Raw genomic sequence first — 19,171 nt, 5'->3', positions numbered from 1 at the left:
TGCGTAGTAGCACGGATGTTGACGGCCCCTACCTATGCAGTCAAATGCCAATATAATGCAATCCTATGCCGAAACGAGATACTCAAGATGAAGCTACGTCAAATCGAGGCCTTCCGCGCAGTGATGCAAGCCGGTTCAACCACCGGCGCTGCCGAAGAACTGCATACTTCTCAGTCCAACGTGAGCAGGCTCATTACTCAACTCGAGGCGGATACGCGGCTCGTTCTCTTCGAGCGCTCCGGTGGACGTCTCAGTCCAAAGCCGGAGGCAAAAGCTCTGTTTCGCGAGGTTGAGCGCGTCTTCGTCGGGCTGAAAAGCCTCGCGTACGCGGCCGACAGCATTCGCAATCTCGGCAGCGGCCGCCTGCGCATTGCGTCAATCCCCGGCATCGGGATGAGCTTCCTTCCCAGAGTCGTGCAGCGCTTCAGGCAGTCCCGCCCCGATGTGACCGTATCGATCCATACCAATACGTCCAACACGGTAGAGGAATGGGTATCGTCACAGTTCTGCGACGTCGGAATCGTCGCGTTCGTATCTGCCGCCGCTACCTGCCAAGCGATTGCGCTACCGGACGCCGAGGTCGTTTGCCTTCTGCCGAAAGGCCATCGTCTCGCTGGAAAAAGCAGAATGAAGGCTACCGACCTTCGCGGCGAGCAATACATCTCGCTTGTGCATGGAGACGGCTCAAGAGAAGAAACCGATCGTGTCTTTGATCAGGAGGGGGTGGAACGTGTGCTGTCGTTCGAAGCGCAATACAGTGCCACGTGTTGTGAGATGGTAAAGCTGGGGCTCGGCGTGACATTGGCCCATCCCCTCGTAGCTACGGATTATGTAGGCCAGGGAATCAAGGTACTGCCGTTTTCGCCATCCATCAACTACCCGAACTTTCTTCTTTACCCTCCACATGGAGCAGCCTCGCAGTTGGCGGAGGAGTTTGCTGCGCTGTTGCGAGACCAGTTTGAACGGGAAATCGTAAGCTGGCAGTAAAAATCCCTAGGCGTAGAACGCCGGACGGTTTTCTGCCGCACGCGATCGTTTGCACCTTTGAGGGCCAGACACAACCGTGATTGCCGCGCCGGCGCCCCCAGACTGGCTGCTCCATCGGCAAAACTGCATCCAATCCCTCCGATTCGCCGATGGAGCCCGGCCTACCTTGTCTTTCGGCCCTCGTTTAACTAGCCGGAAAGTACACCGCCTCCCCCAGATGGCGACCATCGCAGGACAGACGACCCGTCGACTGCACGCTCGAATCGTTGCGTCAAGCAGCTTCCTCCATTGGGACGGGGACCATACGTCGTGTTCCAGTTGTGCCGCTATCTCAATTTTGCATAGGTTCCCTTTCTTTCTGAATTGGACGCCGTTATCGCTTCCCACTCATGATTCTCGTCGGGCCTGTGGCAAGTCAGTGGAAACACTTGGGCGCTGTCCTTTCTGGAAAGCCTGGTGGCTCGACAAGCCATTTCGCTGTAGCAGCCTCCTTCTCTGACCGCAAAAGGGATCATATCAATGAAACTCTGGATAATTCTTAGTGCGCTGTCCGCAGCCTGCCTTCCGCTCACGGCATCTGCCGACACCGTTAAAACGATCCGGTTCGGTGTGGACACCTCATACCCACCGTTCGAGGCGAAAGCTGCAAACGGGGAGCTTGTGGGTTTCGACATAGACTTGGGCAACGCCATCTGCGCGAAGCTCAACGCAAAATGTGTGTGGATCGAGAATTCGTTCGACGGGATGATTCCGGCTCTTGAGGCGCGCAAATTCGACGCAATCAATTCGTCCATGACCAAGAGCGAGCAGCGCTCCAAGGTTATCAATTTCAGCAAGAAGCTCTATGCACCCGTCGAGGCGCTTGTCGTCAAAGGCGGCTCGCCGCTTGTGCCAACCGCGGAGTCTCTCAAGGGAAAACGTGTCGGCGTACAGCAGGGCAGTACTCAGGAAGCCTATGCACGCAAGTACTGGGGCAACAACGGCGTTGAGGTGGTTCCTTACCAGACCCAGGACCAGGTTTGGAACGACCTCGTGACGGGTCGCATTGACGCGGCTTTGGCCTTTGCGCCACAGGCCGACGTGGGGTTCCTGAAGACACCACAAGGACGTGATTATGGATTCGCCCGAGGACCGGCCATCAAGGACGAAAGCATCTTCGGCCCCGGCGTAAGCATCGGTATCAGGAAAGGCGACAAGGCCCTGCTTGACGCAGTCAACGGCGCTATCGATAGCATCCGGAAAGACGGCACCTACGACAGGATTTCAAAGAAATACTTCAGCTTCGACATCTATGGCGGCTGACGTGCCTGCAACTATCCAGAGAGAACTTGCGAAAACGGCGGCCGAGTTTGGTGCCAATCGCCAGCGGCCAAAGGTCCGGCATTTGGAGACCGTCAGGCTAACCAATGGCCATCGGAAAAGGGGCCGTTACCTATTCTGTTCTCCCACGCCTTTGTTGAAGGAGATGTGGGACAGGACGCTCCTGCGCGCCCGGTGAGTCCCCTTCCGGGCCGCCGCGATTTTCCTTGCCGCCTGGGTGACTGAACGGTTGCCGCATAGCAGAGATGCGGGGACTTTCGGCTCGCCGTTTTCCATCTATAACAAGCACGGAGACGCATGTGTTTCTAATCGGATTTGGTCCGCAGTTGCTGGCCGGCACTGTGCGGACAATTGAATTGTCGGTGCTGTCGCTTGCGGCCGCGGTTGTCCTTGGCCTCATGGGCGCCGTCGCGAAGCTCTCGCTAAATCGTGGTTTTCGCGCAATCGGCTCAGCGTACACAACTTTGATACGATCGGTACCGGACCTTGTCCTGATGCTCCTTGTCTTTTACAGCATCCAGATTGCGGTCAACAATCTTACCGACGCCTTGGGTCTCGCGCAATTTGACATCAACCCGTTCGCGGCAGGCGTCCTGACACTCGGCTTCGTCTATGGAGCCTACTTCACGGAAACTTTTCGGGGCGCATTCCTTGCAGTGCCGCGCGGGCAACTGGAAGCGGGCGCCGCCTACGGAATGAATGGGGCTCTTGTTTTCCGGCGCATCCTGTTTCCTCAAATGATGCGCTTCGCACTTCCGGGCATCGGCAACAACTGGCAGGTTCTGGTCAAGGCGACTGCGCTTGTTTCCATTATCGGCCTGGCAGACGTCGTAAAGGCCACACAGGATGCGGGTAAGAGCACGTTCAAAATGTTCTTCTTTGTCATGTGTGCCGGGCTCATCTATCTCGCGATGACAACCATCTCCAATTTCGTGCTGTTCAGGCTCGAGAAACGATTCTCGGCTGGCGTTCGTCACGCGGAACTCTAGGCTTATGATCGATACCCTTACCCAGTTCTGGCGCGCTTTTCTGTATTGGGACGGGCAGCGCGTCTCCGGCCTCGCCGTCACCCTCTGGCTGCTGGTGGCATCTCTCGTAGTCGGCTTCCTGATGGCGGTGCCCCTCGCGGTGGCTCGTGTCTCCACGAATCGCTGCATAAGCATGCCCGTGCGTTTCTACACGTATGTCTTCCGGGGCACGCCGTTGTACGTGCAATTGCTTCTGATCTATACGGGTATTTATAGCTTCGAGTTTATTCGGTCGCATGAGCTTACCGATGCCTTTTTTCGAAGCGGTTACCACTGCGCAATTGCTGCGTTTTCGCTTAATACCTGCGCCTACACGACCGAAATATTCGCTGGCGCAATGCGCTCGATGTCTCACGGTGAAGTTGAGGCGGCACGCGCGTACGGAATGAACTGGTTCACCCTTTACAGACGCATCATCATCCCTTCCTCGTTGCGAAGTTCCCTGCCTCTCTACGGCAACGAGGTGATCCTTATGCTGCATGCCACCTCAGTTGCTTTCACGGCGACCGTGCCCGATATCCTGAAGGTCGCCCGCGATGCCAACTCTGCAACCTACCAGTCGTTCCAGGCATTTGGCATTGCCGCGCTGCTTTACATGACCATCTCCTTCGCCATGGTCGCTGTCTTCCGGCGTGCTGAACGCCACTGGCTCGGCTACCTTTGACCGCGTGCTCATTAAGCCTGCACGTCGGTGTCCAGCCAGGGTGTCCAACACACCGGTGCTTTAAAACTAACGATAAGGGATCAGAATGTTGAGGGACACGACTCAGACAGAAGCTTGCAAGTTAGAAGTTCACGATATTCACAAGCGCTTCGGAGACCATGAGGTGCTCAAGGGCGTGTCCCTGAACGCAAACAAGGGTGACGTTATCAGCATCATCGGGGCAAGTGGCTCGGGAAAGAGTACGTTTCTTCGTTGCATCAACTTTCTTGAGCGGCCGAACTCCGGGTACATCGCGGTCGATGGCGAAGCCGTAAAGACGAAGGCCGATAAATCCGGCGATCTCGACGTCGCGGACCCGAAGCAGCTGCAGCGTATCCGGACGAAACTCTCGATGGTGTTCCAGCATTTCAATCTTTGGGCGCACATGAACGTTCTCGAGAACATTGTTGAAGCGCCGGTACATGTGCTCGGGCTGCCACGTCGCGAGGCGGAAGAGCGCGCGCGTGAATACCTGGAGAAAGTCGGACTCGCGCCGCGCGTGGAGAAGCAGTATCCATCGCATCTCTCGGGAGGGCAGCAGCAACGTGTCGCGATTGCGCGCGCGTTGGCGATGAATCCTGACGTGATGCTGTTCGATGAACCAACATCTGCACTCGACCCGGAGCTGGTAGGTGAAGTTCTCAAGGTAATGCAAAAGCTCGCAGACGAAGGACGCACAATGATCGTGGTTACGCATGAAATGGGGTTCGCCCGCAATGTATCGAATCATGTGGTGTTTCTTCATCAAGGATGCACGGAGGAAGAGGGGCTTCCCGAGGAAGTATTGAGTAAGCCATGCAGCGAACGACTCAGGCAGTTTCTCTCTGGTAGCCTGAAGTAGCCCGCGACCGTGAGCAAACTGCCGGCGACATCTGCTATTTCATCAGTAATACTGATAGATCGGGTACGAATCATACGTGGTTAATCCGGCCCGTCGATAAAGACGTTTTCATGTAGTTATATTTTAATATTCGGAGACTTTAATGAAAAAATCACACTTGCTATACTTTTTATTTCCACTATCACAACTCCGGTATTCGCTCAATCTACTGTGACGCTTTACGGTCTGATTGATGAAGGCTTCGATTACACCAACAATGTCGCAGGTTCGAACGTGTATGAACTCCAGAGCGGCTACGCTCAAGGTAGCCGCTGGGGTCTTAGAGGAACAGAGGATCTTGGCAGCGGGCTGAGCGCGATTTTCAAACTGGAGAACGGCTTCAATGTCAACAATGGTCGCCTCGGGCAAGGCGGGCTGATGTTCGGCCGTCAGGCATACGTCGGAATTTCCTCGAATCAGTTCGGTTTTGTGACATTGGGTCGACAGTATGATTCGGTCGTCGACTACCTGGCGCAGACCACCGCGAACGGCAACTGGGCGGGCTATCTTTTTTCGCACCCCTATGACAATGACAACACGGACAACAGTTTCCGCGTAAACAATACCGTAAAGTACACCAGTCCGACGATCGCAGGGTTTCAGTTTGGCGGCACGTATAGCTTCTCGAACGATACGAACTTTGCCAACAATCGCCAATACAGCCTCGGTGCGCAGTACACTACCGGTGGACTGCTTCTCGCTGCGGCGTATCTGCAGGCCAACAATCCATCGGCTACAGCCGGCGGTGCGATCAACAATGGAGGCGACGAGAACTTCGTAGGAAGCAAATTGCGTATTTTCGGCGCAGGCGCGAGCTACACCTTCGGGTCCGCTAATGTTGGCGTCGCGTACACGAACACGTACGTAGCTAATCCGACTGCATCCGGATACGTCGGTGACATTACCCCCGCCGCAGGCACGCTTTCCAGCCTGCGCTTTCAGAATTTCGAAATAAACGGCAAGTATCAGTTCACCTCGGCGTTCTATGCGGGGGCCATGTACACATACACGCGAGCCGACTTCAACAGTACCGCGGGCAAGCTTAACCCAAGCTACCAAATGGTTGGTTGGATGGCCGATTACAACCTGTCCAAACGCACCGATCTATACGTTCAGGGCGTCTATCAGCACGTTGGCGGCGACCAAACCGGAACTGTGCTCGACTTCGCTTATGTGCCAGGTGCCGCTGACGTGTCGTCGGCCCAGAACCAGGTCGTCGCTCGTGTCGCAATTCGTCACAAATTCTGAGCATGCCATTCGGACGTAGCTTGAACTTCTTACCACAATGTGTTTATACCTCAATCAACCAAGAATTAAGCGGTGGAATCCCGAGCGATCCGGGTGTCTTTTTATACCTAAGTTGGACTCGCGACTATCCGCGTCACCGGTCAGGCATCGATACGCCTGGAGTACGAGGGGTTTCGATATCGATCGTAAGCGGCCCTTCGATGATGTCTGGCGATTCGCGGCAGAGGCAAAGAGCATAGGTGTCCGCCTATTAGGTGGACATCTATGCCTGACAAAGGCACGGAGTTCAATAATTCGACAAAGCCTTGATCGTGTATGAATGGGAGGTCCATGGAGGCGAAAATGTTGCAGCGTAATCTCGGGGCGGTTCACGTGGCCGCACTGCTCGTCTCGGCAAGCTTTGGCGTCGCATTCCTGCTCGGCTCCGGCGAGATGGCACTCCATGCCGGTATGGCGGGCAGTCTGTATGCGATCGTCACCGCACTAGGCGTGCTCGCGCTCGCGCTGGCCGCACCCACGCTCTGGCGGGGACGCGAACTCATCTGGGACGTGTTGGGCGAGCGTTACGGTCCCGTCGTGCGCAAGCTCGTCGCGCTGCTCTCGCTCGTCTGGATGTCTGGCGTGCTGGCCGCCCAGATTCATGGCGGTATCGCCGTGCTAGTCGCGACGGGACTGCCGGCAACCCATGCACTGGCGGTGATCGCCGCGGCGCTGCTGGTCATGTCCTCCATCGAACTCGGCATGGCCGCAGCGCTCTTCGCGTGCTGCCTGCTGGCTATGAACATCGCGCTCCTGCATGCGCTTGTCGCATCGCACGGCCTGACCGTGTACGTTCACGCGTGGACGTCCTTCATCCAGGAGACACGCGCCGCGCCAGGCGCTGAAACACTGGTGACCATCGCGGCAGTCGGCTTTCTGGTCGTCACGGGATCGGACTATCAACAGTTTGTCGTCTCAGCGCGCCGACCGCGAGACGGGTGGCTCGGCTGCGTACTTGCGAGCCTCTTCCTCATGGTGACCGGGTTTCTCCCGGCCGCAACAGTCGTCGCAGCGTTTCATGCCGGCAAGCTGTCCGGCCTGACGGACACCGCGAGCGCGATCCCGTGGATCATGCTGCAAACGAGTGGGGCGATGGGATCGGTTTGCATCGGCGTCATCCTGCTTTCTGCTCTCGGATCAGGGACCGCGATCACGCGCGCGATGTCATCGGCGCTTGAGGGCCTGCATGCCTGTGACGGTCGTTACGGCTATGCGTCGCGCCTGCTGATCGTCGCCATTGGCTGCGCAATCGCGACGGATGGTCAGGCGATTCTGTCGACCATCGTTTCGCTGAACATCGTCTACGTTGCGGCCGTCGGGTTGCTGTTCCTCTTGCACGAGAGTGGTCGACAGGTCCCCCCGCGCTGCGCATCAGCGATGTTGCTGTCTGGCGCCATCGTTTCCCTGCTCGTTTCGGCAATGAACTGGACCGGTATCGGCAATCTGCCCGGTTGGCTCCCGCTTCCGGCGGGGCTGCTCGCCTCCGCCTGTGTGCCGGTCGCATGGCAGTTCGCGTCGTTTCTCCGGCGCGTGCGGCCATAGAATCGCCTGGCGACCCGAACCCGCCCCGATCGTGCTTCTGCGTGTTAGCCAAGTAGCGGCCAACCGGCACCATCAAACGGTCGACAAGCCTGCCAAGCCGAGGCCCACAACTCCGCTGGTGGTCCGGTTGTCGCAGCGACGACACCGAAACGGAAAATTGTGCATCTTCCCACCCGATCCAAGAGAACGCTATTCGCGCGTGGCTATCACGTGTGGTAGCGGAACGTTTACCTCTGGAGATACTGCTCCGAAGGGCAAGGGCGAGCATGTCACCTGGCAGGAGCTCGAGTCGAAGTTCAAGATGGCGACGCGCCTTATCGCCCTTCCGGCACTGAACCGCCCGGAAATCGTGGAGGCTGGTTGGTTTAAGTTGATGCGGATTCGGCGACCGATGTTTCAAGTTGCCGATAGTAGTTTGCCTCAGCTTCAGCAGGCGGGATGTAGCCGAGGGGTTCCATCAATCGATGATGATTGAACCAGGCCACCCATTCCAGCGTAGCCAACTCGATGGACTCCCGTGTTTTCCAGGTGCGGCGATGAATCAGTTCGGCCTTGTACAAACCGTTGATTGTCTCGGCCAGTGCGTTGCCGTAACTGTCGCCACGGCTACCAACCGAGGGCTCTATGCCCGCTTCGGCCAGTCGCTCGCTATAGCGAATGCTAACGTATTGCGAGCCTCTCTCGGAGTGATGTATCAACGTTCCATCGCCGCCTGGGCGTCGCGCATAAAGTGCCTGTTCAGGTGCATCCAGAACGAAGTCTGTAGTCATCGACGAACTGACGCGCCAACCGACAATCCGTCGGGCGAACACGTCGATCACGAACGCCACGTAGAGCCAGCCCTGCCACGTCGAGAGTGGAGTAAGAGACAGGGCGTAGTCGAACTATTTCCCCGCCTCCTCCTCCCCGAACCGGACTTGCACCTCTCAGCGCATCCGGCTCTCCATTCAAGCGTTGCTCATAGCAAAGGCGACATCAGCGTAGCGCGACTCGATGGTGCTGCGTGTCTCATCGCGCAGAATGTACGGATTTTCCGACGGGCTACGCCACCTGAATTGACCCTTCCGGCTGGTAACGAGACGCCGAAGCGCCACCGCTCCGTACCAACCCCGACTATTCTGGCCATGAAGCAACCATGTCTTGGCCTGTCCCGGTTCTGGTGCCCGGACATGATCGCGCATCAGCGACCTGAACCCGCGCCGATACCTGCGCGCGAGCCAGTAGCCGAATTTCCAGAAGACCACGCGGTCCAGTTTTCTAAACATGGTGGCCGTAAAGTCGGTGTATTGATAAAAGGCGGCCCAGCCGGCAATCTGCCGATTCAGGCTTTCCATAAGATCCATCCGGTTGATGCTGTAATTCCCCGACAGTTGTTTGACCAACCGCTCGGCAAAGCCCCGATATTTCTCCCACGGAATGGTCGTCACAGGTCGCATGCGACCGCGTGAACCACGCTTGCGGACGATCCGGTGACCGAGGAAGACGAAGCCGTCGTTCACATGCGTGATATGGGTCTTCTCCATGTTCAGTGTGAGCTTCAGTTCGCCTTCGAGGAACCCACGGCATGCTTCGCGTACCGCTTCGGCATGTTCGCGAGTCCCCTTGACTACAATCACAAAGTCATCTGCATACCGGCAGTAGGCAATCGCTGGTTTCCACTGCCGGTTTTCTCGTACAGCAATCGGACGCTGCTTGAGAATCGCGAAGTTCCACGCCCACCGATCCTTGCGCACCTTCTTGCTCAGATAGTTCTTCTCCATCCACGCATCGAACTCGTGCAGCATGATGTTGGATAGGAGGGGTGAGATGACCCCACCCTGGGGAACCCCTTCGCTCGCGGCGCGAAACAGATCACGATCAACACATCCAGCCTTGATGAACTTCCAGAGCAGGGCGAGGAAGCGCTGATCGGCGATCCGCTTGCGGATTCCCTTCAGAAGCAGACGATGGTGAACGGTGTCGAAGTAGCTGGCGAGGTCGCCCTCGATAACCCAGCGTCCGGAGACACTGTGTTCACCGCCATCCTGTAGCTGAAGCTTCACCGTGCGAATCGCATGATGTACGCTTCGGGCCGGCCTGAAGCCATACGAAGCCGGATGGAAATCACTCTCCCATATCGGTTCCATCGCCATCAGCATGGCCCTTTGCACGATCCGATTCCGTAGACAAGGGATACCGAGCGGCCTGAGCTTGCCATTCGCTTTTGGTATATACACGCGTCGCGCGGGCAGCGGGCAATACGAGCCCGCCAACAGTTCTTCGCGTATCGTCGTCAGCTCATGAGGGAGATACGCTTCCATCATGCGCTTGTCGACACCGTCCACACCCGGCGTGCGGGCTCCGCTGGAAGCCAGCGTGATACGGGCCGCCTCGCTCAGCCAATCCCTATCAGCAATCAGTCTCAGAAGTCGATCGAACTTGCGTTCTTTGTTCTCCGTCGACCATGTCGCCAGTTTGCTTTGCATTTCACTGATTATCAAAGGTCTTCACCTCACTGCGGTCAGCTAATTAGCCACGCAAACCACTTAAACTGCCTCCCTTCGCCATGTAGCCGGCTTTCCCGACCTCGGACTACTACGGAGGCTCCGCCAGCCTGCACGTCATCGGGGGCACACTCCCTTGGCATCCGTGCAGACCTTCCCCAGTTCACATGCTGGACTCAACGCATGGGCGAGGTTGCCTGTCGCAGTCTTTATCCTTGCTTGCCGCAAGTCGTCGCGATCACCACGGTCTAGCTGCGCGCTCCCCGTGGTTCCATGCTGACTGGCATACATATCCAGTCAGCACTCGTGCAGCCGGGCCATACGTGTGACCGGCCGCAGATCGCGTCCTGCCCATAAAGCGGTATGGGCAGGGGTGACATTTCAACTTTCAGATGCGGTTCAACAGGTTCGTGTTCCTCAACCGTCCCATGCTCAGCCTAGAGGCTCATCTTGGCGTAACCGCTTCGCCTCAAGCCCCGTTTCCCACGGACTACGTCACCTTGCCAGTGTCGGCAAGTCACCGCCGCTTCGGCTCACTTCCTCTCGCAGCAGAGGAAGGGCATGCCCCGGTACTGCAACGTCAACTCCTCGGGAGTCCTGCATTCCAAACATGCTCAAGCAACTTCACCCCCATGCGGGCGGGCTACGCTGGCTGGGCGTACCATAGGTGAAATCAGAAAGCCAGAGCCGGTTTGGCCGGTCTGCCCTGAGCTGCCGGTTGACCCGATCCAGCGGGCGCGCGGCCGCCGCATCGGAAATGGTCGTGCGAACACGTTTGCCTCGCATCACGCCACGCAAACCCAGTTGCTTCATCAGCCGTTCGACAGTACAGCGAGCCACCGCGATACGCTCCCGGTTCATCTGCTTCCAGACTTTATCCGCTCCGTAGACCCCCATGTTGGCTTGCCAGACACGCTGGATCTCGGGACCGCAGTCGTTCATCGCCTATAGCACGAGCGCAGCGGCGCGACGGATCGCGAAGTTGTGCAGCATGGCGCCGGTAGCCCGACGGGGCAATCCGCAAGACCTTGCAGATCGGCTCGACCCCGAAGGTGTCGCGATGCTGATCGATGAAGGCCGTCAGGACTTCAGGCGGCGGTCGAGCTCCGCCTGGGCGAAAAACGCACTCGCCAGTCTCAGAATATCGTTGGCGCGGCGCAGTTCCTTGACTTCGCGCTCCAGTGCTTTAAGACGTTCGCGTTCCGACGTGCTTACGCCCTCGCGCTCGCCGCTATCGACTTCATCTCGTTTGACCCACCCCAGCAATGTCTGGCTCGTGCAGCCGATCTTGGGGGCGATGGATTCGATCGCCGCCCACTGTGACGGATACTCGCCCCGATGCTCTTGCACCATGCGCACTGCACGTTCCCGGACTTCAGTAGAAAATGTGTTCAACTTGTTCATGGCTCCATTTTCTCAAAAGTTGGAGCCTCCACCAAATCCATTAGGACTACCAACGCGTTGCTCGCGACTGTGCGATTGAAGGGCGATGGCTTGTAAACGGTGATGACCGATGTTAACTTTGATCCGGTTCGTGATCTGTGATGCCGGGCATTGTCGGACACCTCTGACCTTGATGATTGGGCAAATGAAGAGTTTGGCACCGCCGAGCTCGGCGACGCTCGCCTGACCAGACGGCTCGTGACGCTGGCACGCAAGCTTTCGTTGGGCCCACATTGCTCTTTTCCGCAGTCGTTCAATGGTTCGGAGCTGAAGGCGGCATATCGTTTTTTCGACAACTCGCACGTGGATGTCGATGGCTTGCTGGGTGGGCATATCGGTCAAACGCTGTGTCGTATGCAACAGGTGCCAGTCGTCCTTGCTGTTCAGGACACCACCGAGTTCAATTTGTCTCATTTGCGGGCAACCGAAGGTCTGGGATACGGCTCCGATCCACACGTGCGTGGTTTCCTGATACACAGTCTGCTTGCGCTCACGCCAGAGGGACTGCCACTCGGGCTGATCGGGATGAAGACCTGGATACGTAGGCACGAGGAGTTGGGCAAGAAACATCTGCGCGGGCAACGAACCGTACAACGGAAAGAGAGCGCAAAATGGCTCGAAGGCATCGAGCAACTGGGCGTACTCAAGACGCACTGTCCGTGCACGCATGTCATCGGCGTGAGCGACCGTGAAGGCGATGTCTATGATGTGTTCCTGGCGCAGCGGCCTGCCGGCGTCGACTGGTTGGTGCGCGCATCGTGGAACCGACGCGTTGCTCACCTCGATCGATATTTGTGGCAAACCGTGCTGGCCTCGCCAGTGCTTGGAAAGGCGCAACTGCAGGTGCCTGCACGCGAAAACCGCCCGGCACGCACCGCACGGCTGCTTGTGCGCTGCATGCCCGTACGCCTTCGTCAGCCGCAAAATCGTCGTCGTGAGAAGCTTCCCGAAATTGAAGTGTTTGCAATTCATGCGCAGGAAACGAACTTGGACGAAGGAGCAGAGCCATTGGAATGGCTTCTACTGACTTCGGTGCCTACACAAACGCACGCTCAGGCCCTTGAGCGTCTGGCATGGTATGCGCGCCGATGGACGATTGAATCGTGGCATCGTGTGCTTAAAAGTGGCTGTCGCATTGAAGCCCGCCAATTTGGCAATCTCGATCGATTCGTCCGCGCCACCGCATTGTTCGCCGTAGTAAGCTGGAGGATCCTGTACTCCATGTTGCTTGCAAGGCTTGATGGCAACCTTCCATGCGAAGTATTGCTGCAGCCAATCGAGTGGCGAGCCTCTACTGTCGTACGCATGGCAGTACTGAAATACCTGATAAACCGCCATCACTGGCGCAGGTCATCTTGTGGATCGCCAGACTCGGCGGATATCTCACTCGAAAGCATGATCGTCCGCCCGGCCCTACCGTCATCTGGCGTGGATTTCTAGTCCTGCACGAAATCACGGTGATGTACAGAATATTCAGGCAAAACGAATAGCACCATCACATTACTTGTGGGTAATCCTGAGACCAAATCCGGGGCGGTTCAGAATGAAGGCTACCGACCTTCGCGGCGAGCAATACATCTCGCTTGTGCATGGAGACGGCTCAAGAGAAGAAACCGATCGTGTCTTTGATCAGGAGGGGGTGGAACGTGTGCTGTCGTTCGAAGCGCAATACAGTGCCACGTGTTGTGAGATGGTAAAGCTGGGGCTCGGCGTGACATTGGCCCATCCCCTCGTAGCTACGGATTACGTAGGGCAGGGAATCAAGGTACTGCCGTTTTCGCCATCCATCAACTACCCGAACTTTCTTCTTTACCCTCCACATGGAGCAGCCTCGCAGTTGGCGGAGGAGTTTGCTGCGCTGTTGCGAGACCAGTTTGAACGGGAAATCGTAAACTGGCAGTAGCGAGGACAACCACGCGTAGAAGACGTAAGGGTTTTCTGCTTTAGGCGATGGAGCATCGATATCAGGGGCAGTCGTGCAAGGCCAATGGGATGCTCAGCGCCCCTGCGGGTGTCCGGAATTTTGTGTAAACGGGTTGAGGTTTAACCCGACACCAGCCGCTCTTCGAACTGGATCGTGAAGCGGTTCAGTGCGGCCTTCCAGTCGCGGATCGGCATCGTCCACTTCGTGCTGATGTTATTCAGGGCCAGGTAAAACAGCTTCGTGACGGCCTCATCGGTCGGGAACGAGCTGCGGGTCTTGATCACCTTGCGCAGGCTCATGTTGATCGATTCTATGGCATTCGTGGTGTCCCGCAAGGGGACTTCCTCCGGGGCGTAAATCACTTTCCTGATCTCCGGCGGGTAATCGAAGAACGGAATCACCCGTGCCCAGTTGCGTCGCCAGCTCTGCCCGATTGACGGATAGTCCTTCTTCCACCTGGCCTCGAAGGCGCCCAGCATCTGTTCGGCCAGTTCGACGGTCGATGAAGTGTAAATCGTCTTCAGGTCGGCGGCGACTTCCCGCTGCATTTTCCACGGTACGAAGTTTAGGCTGTTGCGCACCATATGCACGATGCACAGTTGCACGGCCGCTTTTGGGTAGACCGCTTCAATGGCTTCAGGAAAGCCTTTAAGCCCGTCGACGCAGGCGATAAAGATGTCCTGCACGCCGCGCGTCTTGAGCCCAGTGACCACCTGCAGCCAGAACTTGGCCCCCTCGGTCTGGGCCGATCCACAGTCCCAGGACTTCCTTGTGGCCGGCCATGTTCACGCCGATGGCCAGGTATCCCCTCACGCGTCCTTCCCCTAAGGTACGAATCCGCTAAGGTCTCCTAACCAACGATTTTGGCATCTATCTCCTCGACCTTGACCCCGCTTTCGCAAACATCCTGCACTGTCGGCAATAATACTATCGCCTCTCTTCACCGAGCCATGTGCACGCGTCCAGTCTCCCGTCGCCATTCGCGCCCCCGACATCTTGAGCGACGCCCCATCAGATCCGCTTGTCAAAAATGGGAGCTTTCATAGACGGACCAGAGCACCTACCGATATGTCGCGAACTCGACAACCCTGCAGCAGGTGTGGGCTTTGTCGAGTCCGCGACACAGTGGTAATCGGCCGGGCGCCCAACGGGGCTCTATTCGACCATTGGCATGGCAAGCGGAAAACTTTTTTGACTGCTTTTTTGCAGTTGGCGCGATTGTTGCGAGTCTCTATTGGCAGCGGTGTCGGATCTGCACATCGACATTCGTTGTCATTTTAGGCGAGGGGTCTACGAGACCCATCATTCGAATTGCAATTTGTGAAGAAGGAGAGGCGATGTCTTCAAAGCTGTCTGTTTCAATCATCGGCGCCGGAAATACTGGGTGCACCTTCGCGGCTGACCTTGCCAGCCGAGGAATTGATGTTCTTCTTTATGGTCATCCCAAACACCGAGGCAATATTGACGCGATCCGGAAAAAAGGTTGCCTTGCCTCTCGTATGGAGATAGAAGGTGAATTTAATCCAACTTTAACCACCGAGATGGCCGATGCGGTACAATTTTCACACTTTCTTGTGGTCACTGTGCCATCGTACGGGCACGCCGACATTATTAATGATTTGAAGGGCTTCGATCTCAGTAATCACGTTATCGTAGTCATCAATGGCAACTTCTTCGCCTTGCTCAGTCCTAACGAGTTGAACGCGCAGGCCATCCTAGAAACCAACGCTTCTCCATACGCCTCTTGGGTCAAGGACGGCGAAGTGTCGATCACCGGAGTCAAGAGCAGCCTCCCCATCGCAGCGCTTCCGAACAATATGGGGGAGAAGCAGTGGTCGCAAATCTCCGAGATATTTCCTAAGACGCTCCTGTGGTGCAACAACGTTTTTGAAATCGGAATGCAGTCCAATAATGGTGTCATTCATCCGGCGGCAGGAATCCTCAACACAGGTTGGATAGAAAGTAGGAAAGGAGACTTCCTGTTCTATCGTGATGGGATTTCCCCCTCAGTCGGGAACGTTATAGAGGCGGTAGACGCCGAGCGCCTGAAGATCGCGGAAGCCTTCGGGTTTCGACTGCAGACGGTTTTGCAGGAAATGGTCGGTTTCTACGGCGGAGCTTGTGAGACATTTTCGGATTTCGCGTCACAAACTAAGGTTCACAATGCGCACAAGATAACGCCCACTCACATGCAAGACAGATACGTGTCAGAGGATGTACCCTATATTTTGGTCCCTTGGTACGAGCTTGGCTCGAGAGTAGAAGTCCAGGCTCCGACCATCAAGGCTGTGGTGGACATCGCGTCGGTCATCAACGGCGTTGACTATTTTAAAAGTGGCCGCAATTTGAAGCGCCTTGGCATGGATCACATGTCGAAAACAGAACTGTTGCGGTTTATTGATAGCGCGACTTGCCACCTTCCATGGGCGCGGTGACATTAGAGAAAACAGTGCAATGCCGGCAGGGGCGAGCAGTCGCTAGGAATGCAGTCGGCCTACCGGAAACCGATCGCCCTGGACAAGCGATTTGCTCGTCATCCTCTGGACATCCTATTCGACACGCTTGCCAACTAGACTGCGCCTGCGGGACATCTCGTCGATCAGCTTTCTGTGAAACCGCCGTCGGAGACGGAACACTTGCGTCACTCCGCTTAATGATCGCGAAGCGCTAGAAGGCGTCGACGTAGAGCTGCGCCTTGCATACACGTCGAGGGTACTGGTTTCTTGACACCGGAGATTTCAAGTGTCCGAACATGAACCATTTTTAGTCAATTTAAATCGCGATCTTTCTTTCTTATTTTCGATTTGGGTCGGGCAACTGTTCGTAGTTGCCTATGCCGTAGTAGACGTTCTTATCGTCGGCAACAGAAGACCAGATCTCCTCGGTGCGCTGGCATTGGGGAACGCGATTTACGGCCCACTTGGTGTAATCATAACCGCGTTTTTTTCGTCAATCACAATAAATGCATCGAGAATTATCGCAGAGAAATCCGTAGCAACACTTAAATACATCGCTTACTACGGATTTGCGTCTGGAATTTTTGCTGCTTCATTCTCTTTCTTTGTTATGAAGTATTTTTCGACAGTCCATCATTGGTCGAACCAATCACCCTATTTAGTGGTCGCGACTCAAGATTATCTTGATGCTCTCACGTCTAGCGCTTTGCCGTTCATCCTTTTTCGAATTATAGCCTGCATCGCAAACTCGATTCGGGCCACAGCCTATATTACAGTACTGCAAGGCATCGGTTTAATAGTAAAAATTACCCTATCCCTAGCGCTGGTCGACAGCCCATACTTCCAGCTTGGCCTGATTGGTTGTGGCCTGTCAACCACCATTGCATTCTATATCATGGGTATAGGCGCCACGCTTTTGTTTTTATTCGATAGGCGATTTTCCGTATTCCGATTTGATTTTTTTCTGTCTCGAGAGCCATCTCAGTTGGTGCTTCTCTTGAGAACTGGCCTCCCCGTCGCATTTTCGACGCTTTCCGAAGTTGCAGCATTCGGATACATGACCATATTGATAAGCAAGTTCGACGCCGACCAGCTGAGCGCCCATCAAATCGTCTCTAACGTCTATAACGTCGGGTACACATTGGTCGTTTCCCTAGCGGTTTTATTTTCTGTCAAGATAAGTCAAGCATTCGGGCTTGAGGGACAAATTGCAGCGGGCCGCAAAGCAAGAACAGCGATCTTCGTCACGATGGCAGTCGGCTTCTTACTTGCCAGCTTACATATGTTTTTTGGAGCCGCTGTCTTCCGACTTCATACGGCGGACGAGAGAGTTTTGTCGATCTCGAACAGAATTCTTATCTTCCTGTCATTAGTGATTTTCGTTGACTGCCTTCAAACTAGTGCCGCAGCGGCTCTGCGTGCACTTGGGATTAATGCGTTTCCCGCATTTGTGCAGATAATTAGCCTGTGGATAGGTGTTGCAGTTCTGGGAGACGGGTTCGCAACGCAGCGGCTTTGGCTCGGCAGCGTTAATCTCGTGTCAGCAACCGGGGTCTGGTGCGGCGTTTTTTTTGGTTTGCTGCCGAGCGCACTGATCATGTCACTGGTTGCTAGCGGTGGCAGTAAAGCAATTTGCAAGCACCTGCGGCGAATCATTTCTCAATGTACTCGATGACGTCTCGTGTGCCCGGTGTCATCGAAATGGCGGCCGCCCAGTGGACCCATTTCGTTATACAGAAGTGTCGTAGCCGTCGCGCAAGATCTGGATGGTGATGACAGCATCCATGACTCGCTGCGTGCCAATCCAAAGCGTCTTCGCGCCCGGTTCGCCGTCGCTCTTGCGCCCGAGGAATCCGCCCAGTGACGCGACCATCCGTATCACCTGGTTGAGCGTCGGTGGTTTTTTCGGACGTGCCTTCTTACAGAGCACGTGAGCGCCGTGTATCTCGTCAGCCGCGAAGAACAGCGACGCCTCCAGCTCCGGACACGTCCTGCCGACACGCATGAGCCGCGCGATACGCCACGATACGTCCATGTACAGCGCGAGCGCCTTTTCCACGCGCTCCATCTGTGAGAGTTGCAGCGCCTCAACCCGGCAGGCGTTCTTCAGGACATTGAAGAACATTTCTATTTCCCATCTCGCGCGGTACCAGTCAACGACTTCGATGAGCGCATGCGCATCGCCCGCTTCGCGGTTGGTCACAAGACGCCAGATGACGGGCTTCACACCCGCTGGCGCATCCACTTCATACGCCTCGACGCAGGTGAGCGTGACACCGGCGCGCCCGGGCAGCGTGACGCGCTGGCTACGCAGTTCCTGCCTCACTCCACGCGCCTTCTGGCCACTGCGCCCGGCCAGTACGAAGCTGATATGGCCGAGCACGTTACTCGCATGGACCTTTTCCCACAGCTTTTCTTCGTCCCTCAGGGCACGATTGTGCTGGGACCGGATCAGCCAGTCCGCCGGTTCACCCAGGTCCTGCGCACGCTGCATGAGCGCGGCGATGTCACCTTCACGATCGGCCACATACACCAGTCGCGTGCCAGGCAGGGCCCGTGCCTGTTCGGCCACGATCTCATAGCTTTCGATCCACCGCACACTTTCCCTGACACCGCCACGCCTGCCGTTTGCATCGCGTGGCTCGCGCGCCCACATCCATGCGTTCATCACACCCAGCGGCTCCCGATCCGGTGTCACCGCATAGGTCGCGTGAAGATGCATGCCCACCTGTGCTTCATAACTGAGCGGGCCGGCCCCTTCGATATCCTGACCGTTAAAGTTCAGCTCTGTCGTATCGGCAATGCACAGCACCACCGGCAACTGCCCCATGCGTGCCGTGGTACGGTCCCAATGCGGCTGCATCATGTCGCGCCAGTCGATGCGCTCATTGCCCAGAAAGCGATATGCCGCCATCGTCTCGGCCCAGCCTTCGCACGCGCCCGGAATGCTGGCCGTGGGCCGGCTGGCGAACCGCTTGACCAGCTCCTTCGCGCGCCGGTCTCTCCGTGGATCACCCAAATCCAGCGTCTCAAATTCCTCGTCCACCCATGCTCCCGCGTCGTCTCGGATCTTCATGCCGAAAATCCGAGAGTAAACGCGAAATCCGCGTTGTTAACA

General features: G+C 56.4%; 13 protein-coding genes, 4 pseudogenes and 1 other annotated feature. Of the genes and pseudogenes, 12 read left to right on the top strand and 5 right to left on the bottom strand.

The window, feature by feature from the left end; all coding sequences use genetic code 11:
* Positions 1–87: 87 nt before the first annotated feature.
* The 7 genes from BJG93_RS34875 (at position 88) to BJG93_RS34845 (ending at position 7,747) form a co-directional block, all read left to right on the top strand.
* Positions 88–987, top strand: coding sequence for a LysR substrate-binding domain-containing protein (locus tag BJG93_RS34875; RefSeq protein WP_027193720.1), 900 nt, complete (start codon positions 88–90; stop codon positions 985–987).
* 519 nt (positions 988–1,506) lie between these two features.
* Positions 1,507–2,289, top strand: a complete 783-nt coding sequence (locus BJG93_RS34870; RefSeq protein WP_027193721.1) for an ABC transporter substrate-binding protein — start codon at positions 1,507–1,509, stop codon at positions 2,287–2,289.
* 317 nt (positions 2,290–2,606) lie between these two features.
* The gene (locus BJG93_RS34865; RefSeq protein ID WP_027193722.1) at positions 2,607–3,296 is read left to right on the top strand and encodes an ABC transporter permease; all 690 of its coding nucleotides are present in this window, start codon (positions 2,607–2,609) and stop codon (positions 3,294–3,296) included.
* A 4-nt stretch (positions 3,297–3,300) separates the two neighbouring features.
* A complete protein-coding gene (locus tag BJG93_RS34860) occupies positions 3,301–3,999 on the top strand; it encodes an ABC transporter permease (RefSeq protein WP_027193723.1) in 699 nt (232 codons plus the stop codon).
* An 85-nt stretch (positions 4,000–4,084) separates the two neighbouring features.
* Positions 4,085–4,879, top strand: a complete 795-nt coding sequence (locus BJG93_RS34855; protein WP_027193724.1) for an ABC transporter ATP-binding protein — start codon at positions 4,085–4,087, stop codon at positions 4,877–4,879.
* Positions 4,880–5,089: 210 nt separating this feature from the next.
* Complete coding sequence (locus BJG93_RS34850) at positions 5,090–6,166, top strand: porin (RefSeq protein ID WP_231337685.1); 1,077 nt, start codon at positions 5,090–5,092, stop codon at positions 6,164–6,166.
* Between the two features lie 342 nt (positions 6,167–6,508).
* Complete coding sequence (locus BJG93_RS34845) at positions 6,509–7,747, top strand: SLC5/6 family protein (RefSeq protein WP_071336800.1); 1,239 nt, start codon at positions 6,509–6,511, stop codon at positions 7,745–7,747.
* Between the two features lie 365 nt (positions 7,748–8,112).
* Here the strand turns inward: BJG93_RS34845 and BJG93_RS34840 are convergent.
* The 3 genes and pseudogenes from BJG93_RS34840 to BJG93_RS34830 all read right to left on the bottom strand — a co-directional run.
* A pseudogene (locus BJG93_RS34840) lies at positions 8,113–8,610 on the bottom strand (IS3 family transposase); the annotation flags it as partial.
* Between the two features lie 84 nt (positions 8,611–8,694).
* Positions 8,695–10,212, bottom strand: a complete 1,518-nt coding sequence (gene ltrA / locus BJG93_RS34835; protein WP_027193726.1) for a group II intron reverse transcriptase/maturase — start codon at positions 10,210–10,212, stop codon at positions 8,695–8,697.
* Positions 10,213–10,893: 681 nt separating this feature from the next.
* Positions 10,894–11,634: pseudogene (locus BJG93_RS34830) on the bottom strand (IS3 family transposase); the annotation flags it as partial.
* Positions 11,240–11,356 (bottom strand) — a sequence feature (AL1L pseudoknot). (Overlaps the previous pseudogene by 117 nt.)
* A gap of 150 nt (positions 11,635–11,784) precedes the next feature.
* Here BJG93_RS34830 and BJG93_RS34825 point away from each other — a divergent pair.
* The 3 genes and pseudogenes from BJG93_RS34825 to BJG93_RS34815 all read left to right on the top strand — a co-directional run.
* Positions 11,785–12,915: pseudogene (locus BJG93_RS34825) on the top strand (IS4 family transposase); the annotation flags it as partial.
* Positions 12,916–12,926: 11 nt separating this feature from the next.
* A complete protein-coding gene (locus tag BJG93_RS34820; protein WP_231337736.1) occupies positions 12,927–13,163 on the top strand; it encodes an IS4 family transposase in 237 nt (78 codons plus the stop codon).
* 14 nt (positions 13,164–13,177) lie between these two features.
* On the top strand, positions 13,178–13,576 hold the full coding sequence (locus tag BJG93_RS34815) for a LysR substrate-binding domain-containing protein (protein ID WP_231337735.1): 399 nt from the start codon (positions 13,178–13,180) through the stop codon (positions 13,574–13,576).
* A gap of 140 nt (positions 13,577–13,716) precedes the next feature.
* Here BJG93_RS34815 and BJG93_RS34810 read toward each other — a convergent pair.
* A pseudogene (locus BJG93_RS34810) lies at positions 13,717–14,419 on the bottom strand (IS256 family transposase); the annotation flags it as partial.
* 515 nt (positions 14,420–14,934) lie between these two features.
* Here BJG93_RS34810 and BJG93_RS34805 point away from each other — a divergent pair.
* Together BJG93_RS34805 and BJG93_RS34800 are read left to right on the top strand one after the other, a co-directional pair.
* Positions 14,935–16,032: an NAD/NADP octopine/nopaline dehydrogenase family protein gene (locus tag BJG93_RS34805; RefSeq protein ID WP_082194444.1), complete on the top strand. Its 1,098-nt coding sequence runs from the start codon at positions 14,935–14,937 to the stop codon at positions 16,030–16,032.
* 307 nt (positions 16,033–16,339) lie between these two features.
* Positions 16,340–17,728: an MATE family efflux transporter gene (locus tag BJG93_RS34800; RefSeq protein ID WP_082194445.1), complete on the top strand. Its 1,389-nt coding sequence runs from the start codon at positions 16,340–16,342 to the stop codon at positions 17,726–17,728.
* Between the two features lie 54 nt (positions 17,729–17,782).
* Here BJG93_RS34800 and BJG93_RS34795 read toward each other — a convergent pair whose 3' ends face one another.
* Positions 17,783–19,129, bottom strand: coding sequence for an IS4 family transposase (locus BJG93_RS34795; RefSeq protein ID WP_034476926.1), 1,347 nt, complete (start codon positions 19,127–19,129; stop codon positions 17,783–17,785).
* Between the last annotated feature and the right edge of the window lie 42 nt (positions 19,130–19,171).

This window comes from Paraburkholderia sprentiae WSM5005 (assembly GCF_001865575.2).
GTDB classification, from domain to species: Bacteria; Pseudomonadota; Gammaproteobacteria; order Burkholderiales; family Burkholderiaceae; genus Paraburkholderia; species Paraburkholderia sprentiae.
Note: the sequence above shows the minus strand (reverse complement) of the source record. Positions and strands in the feature narration are given on the sequence as shown.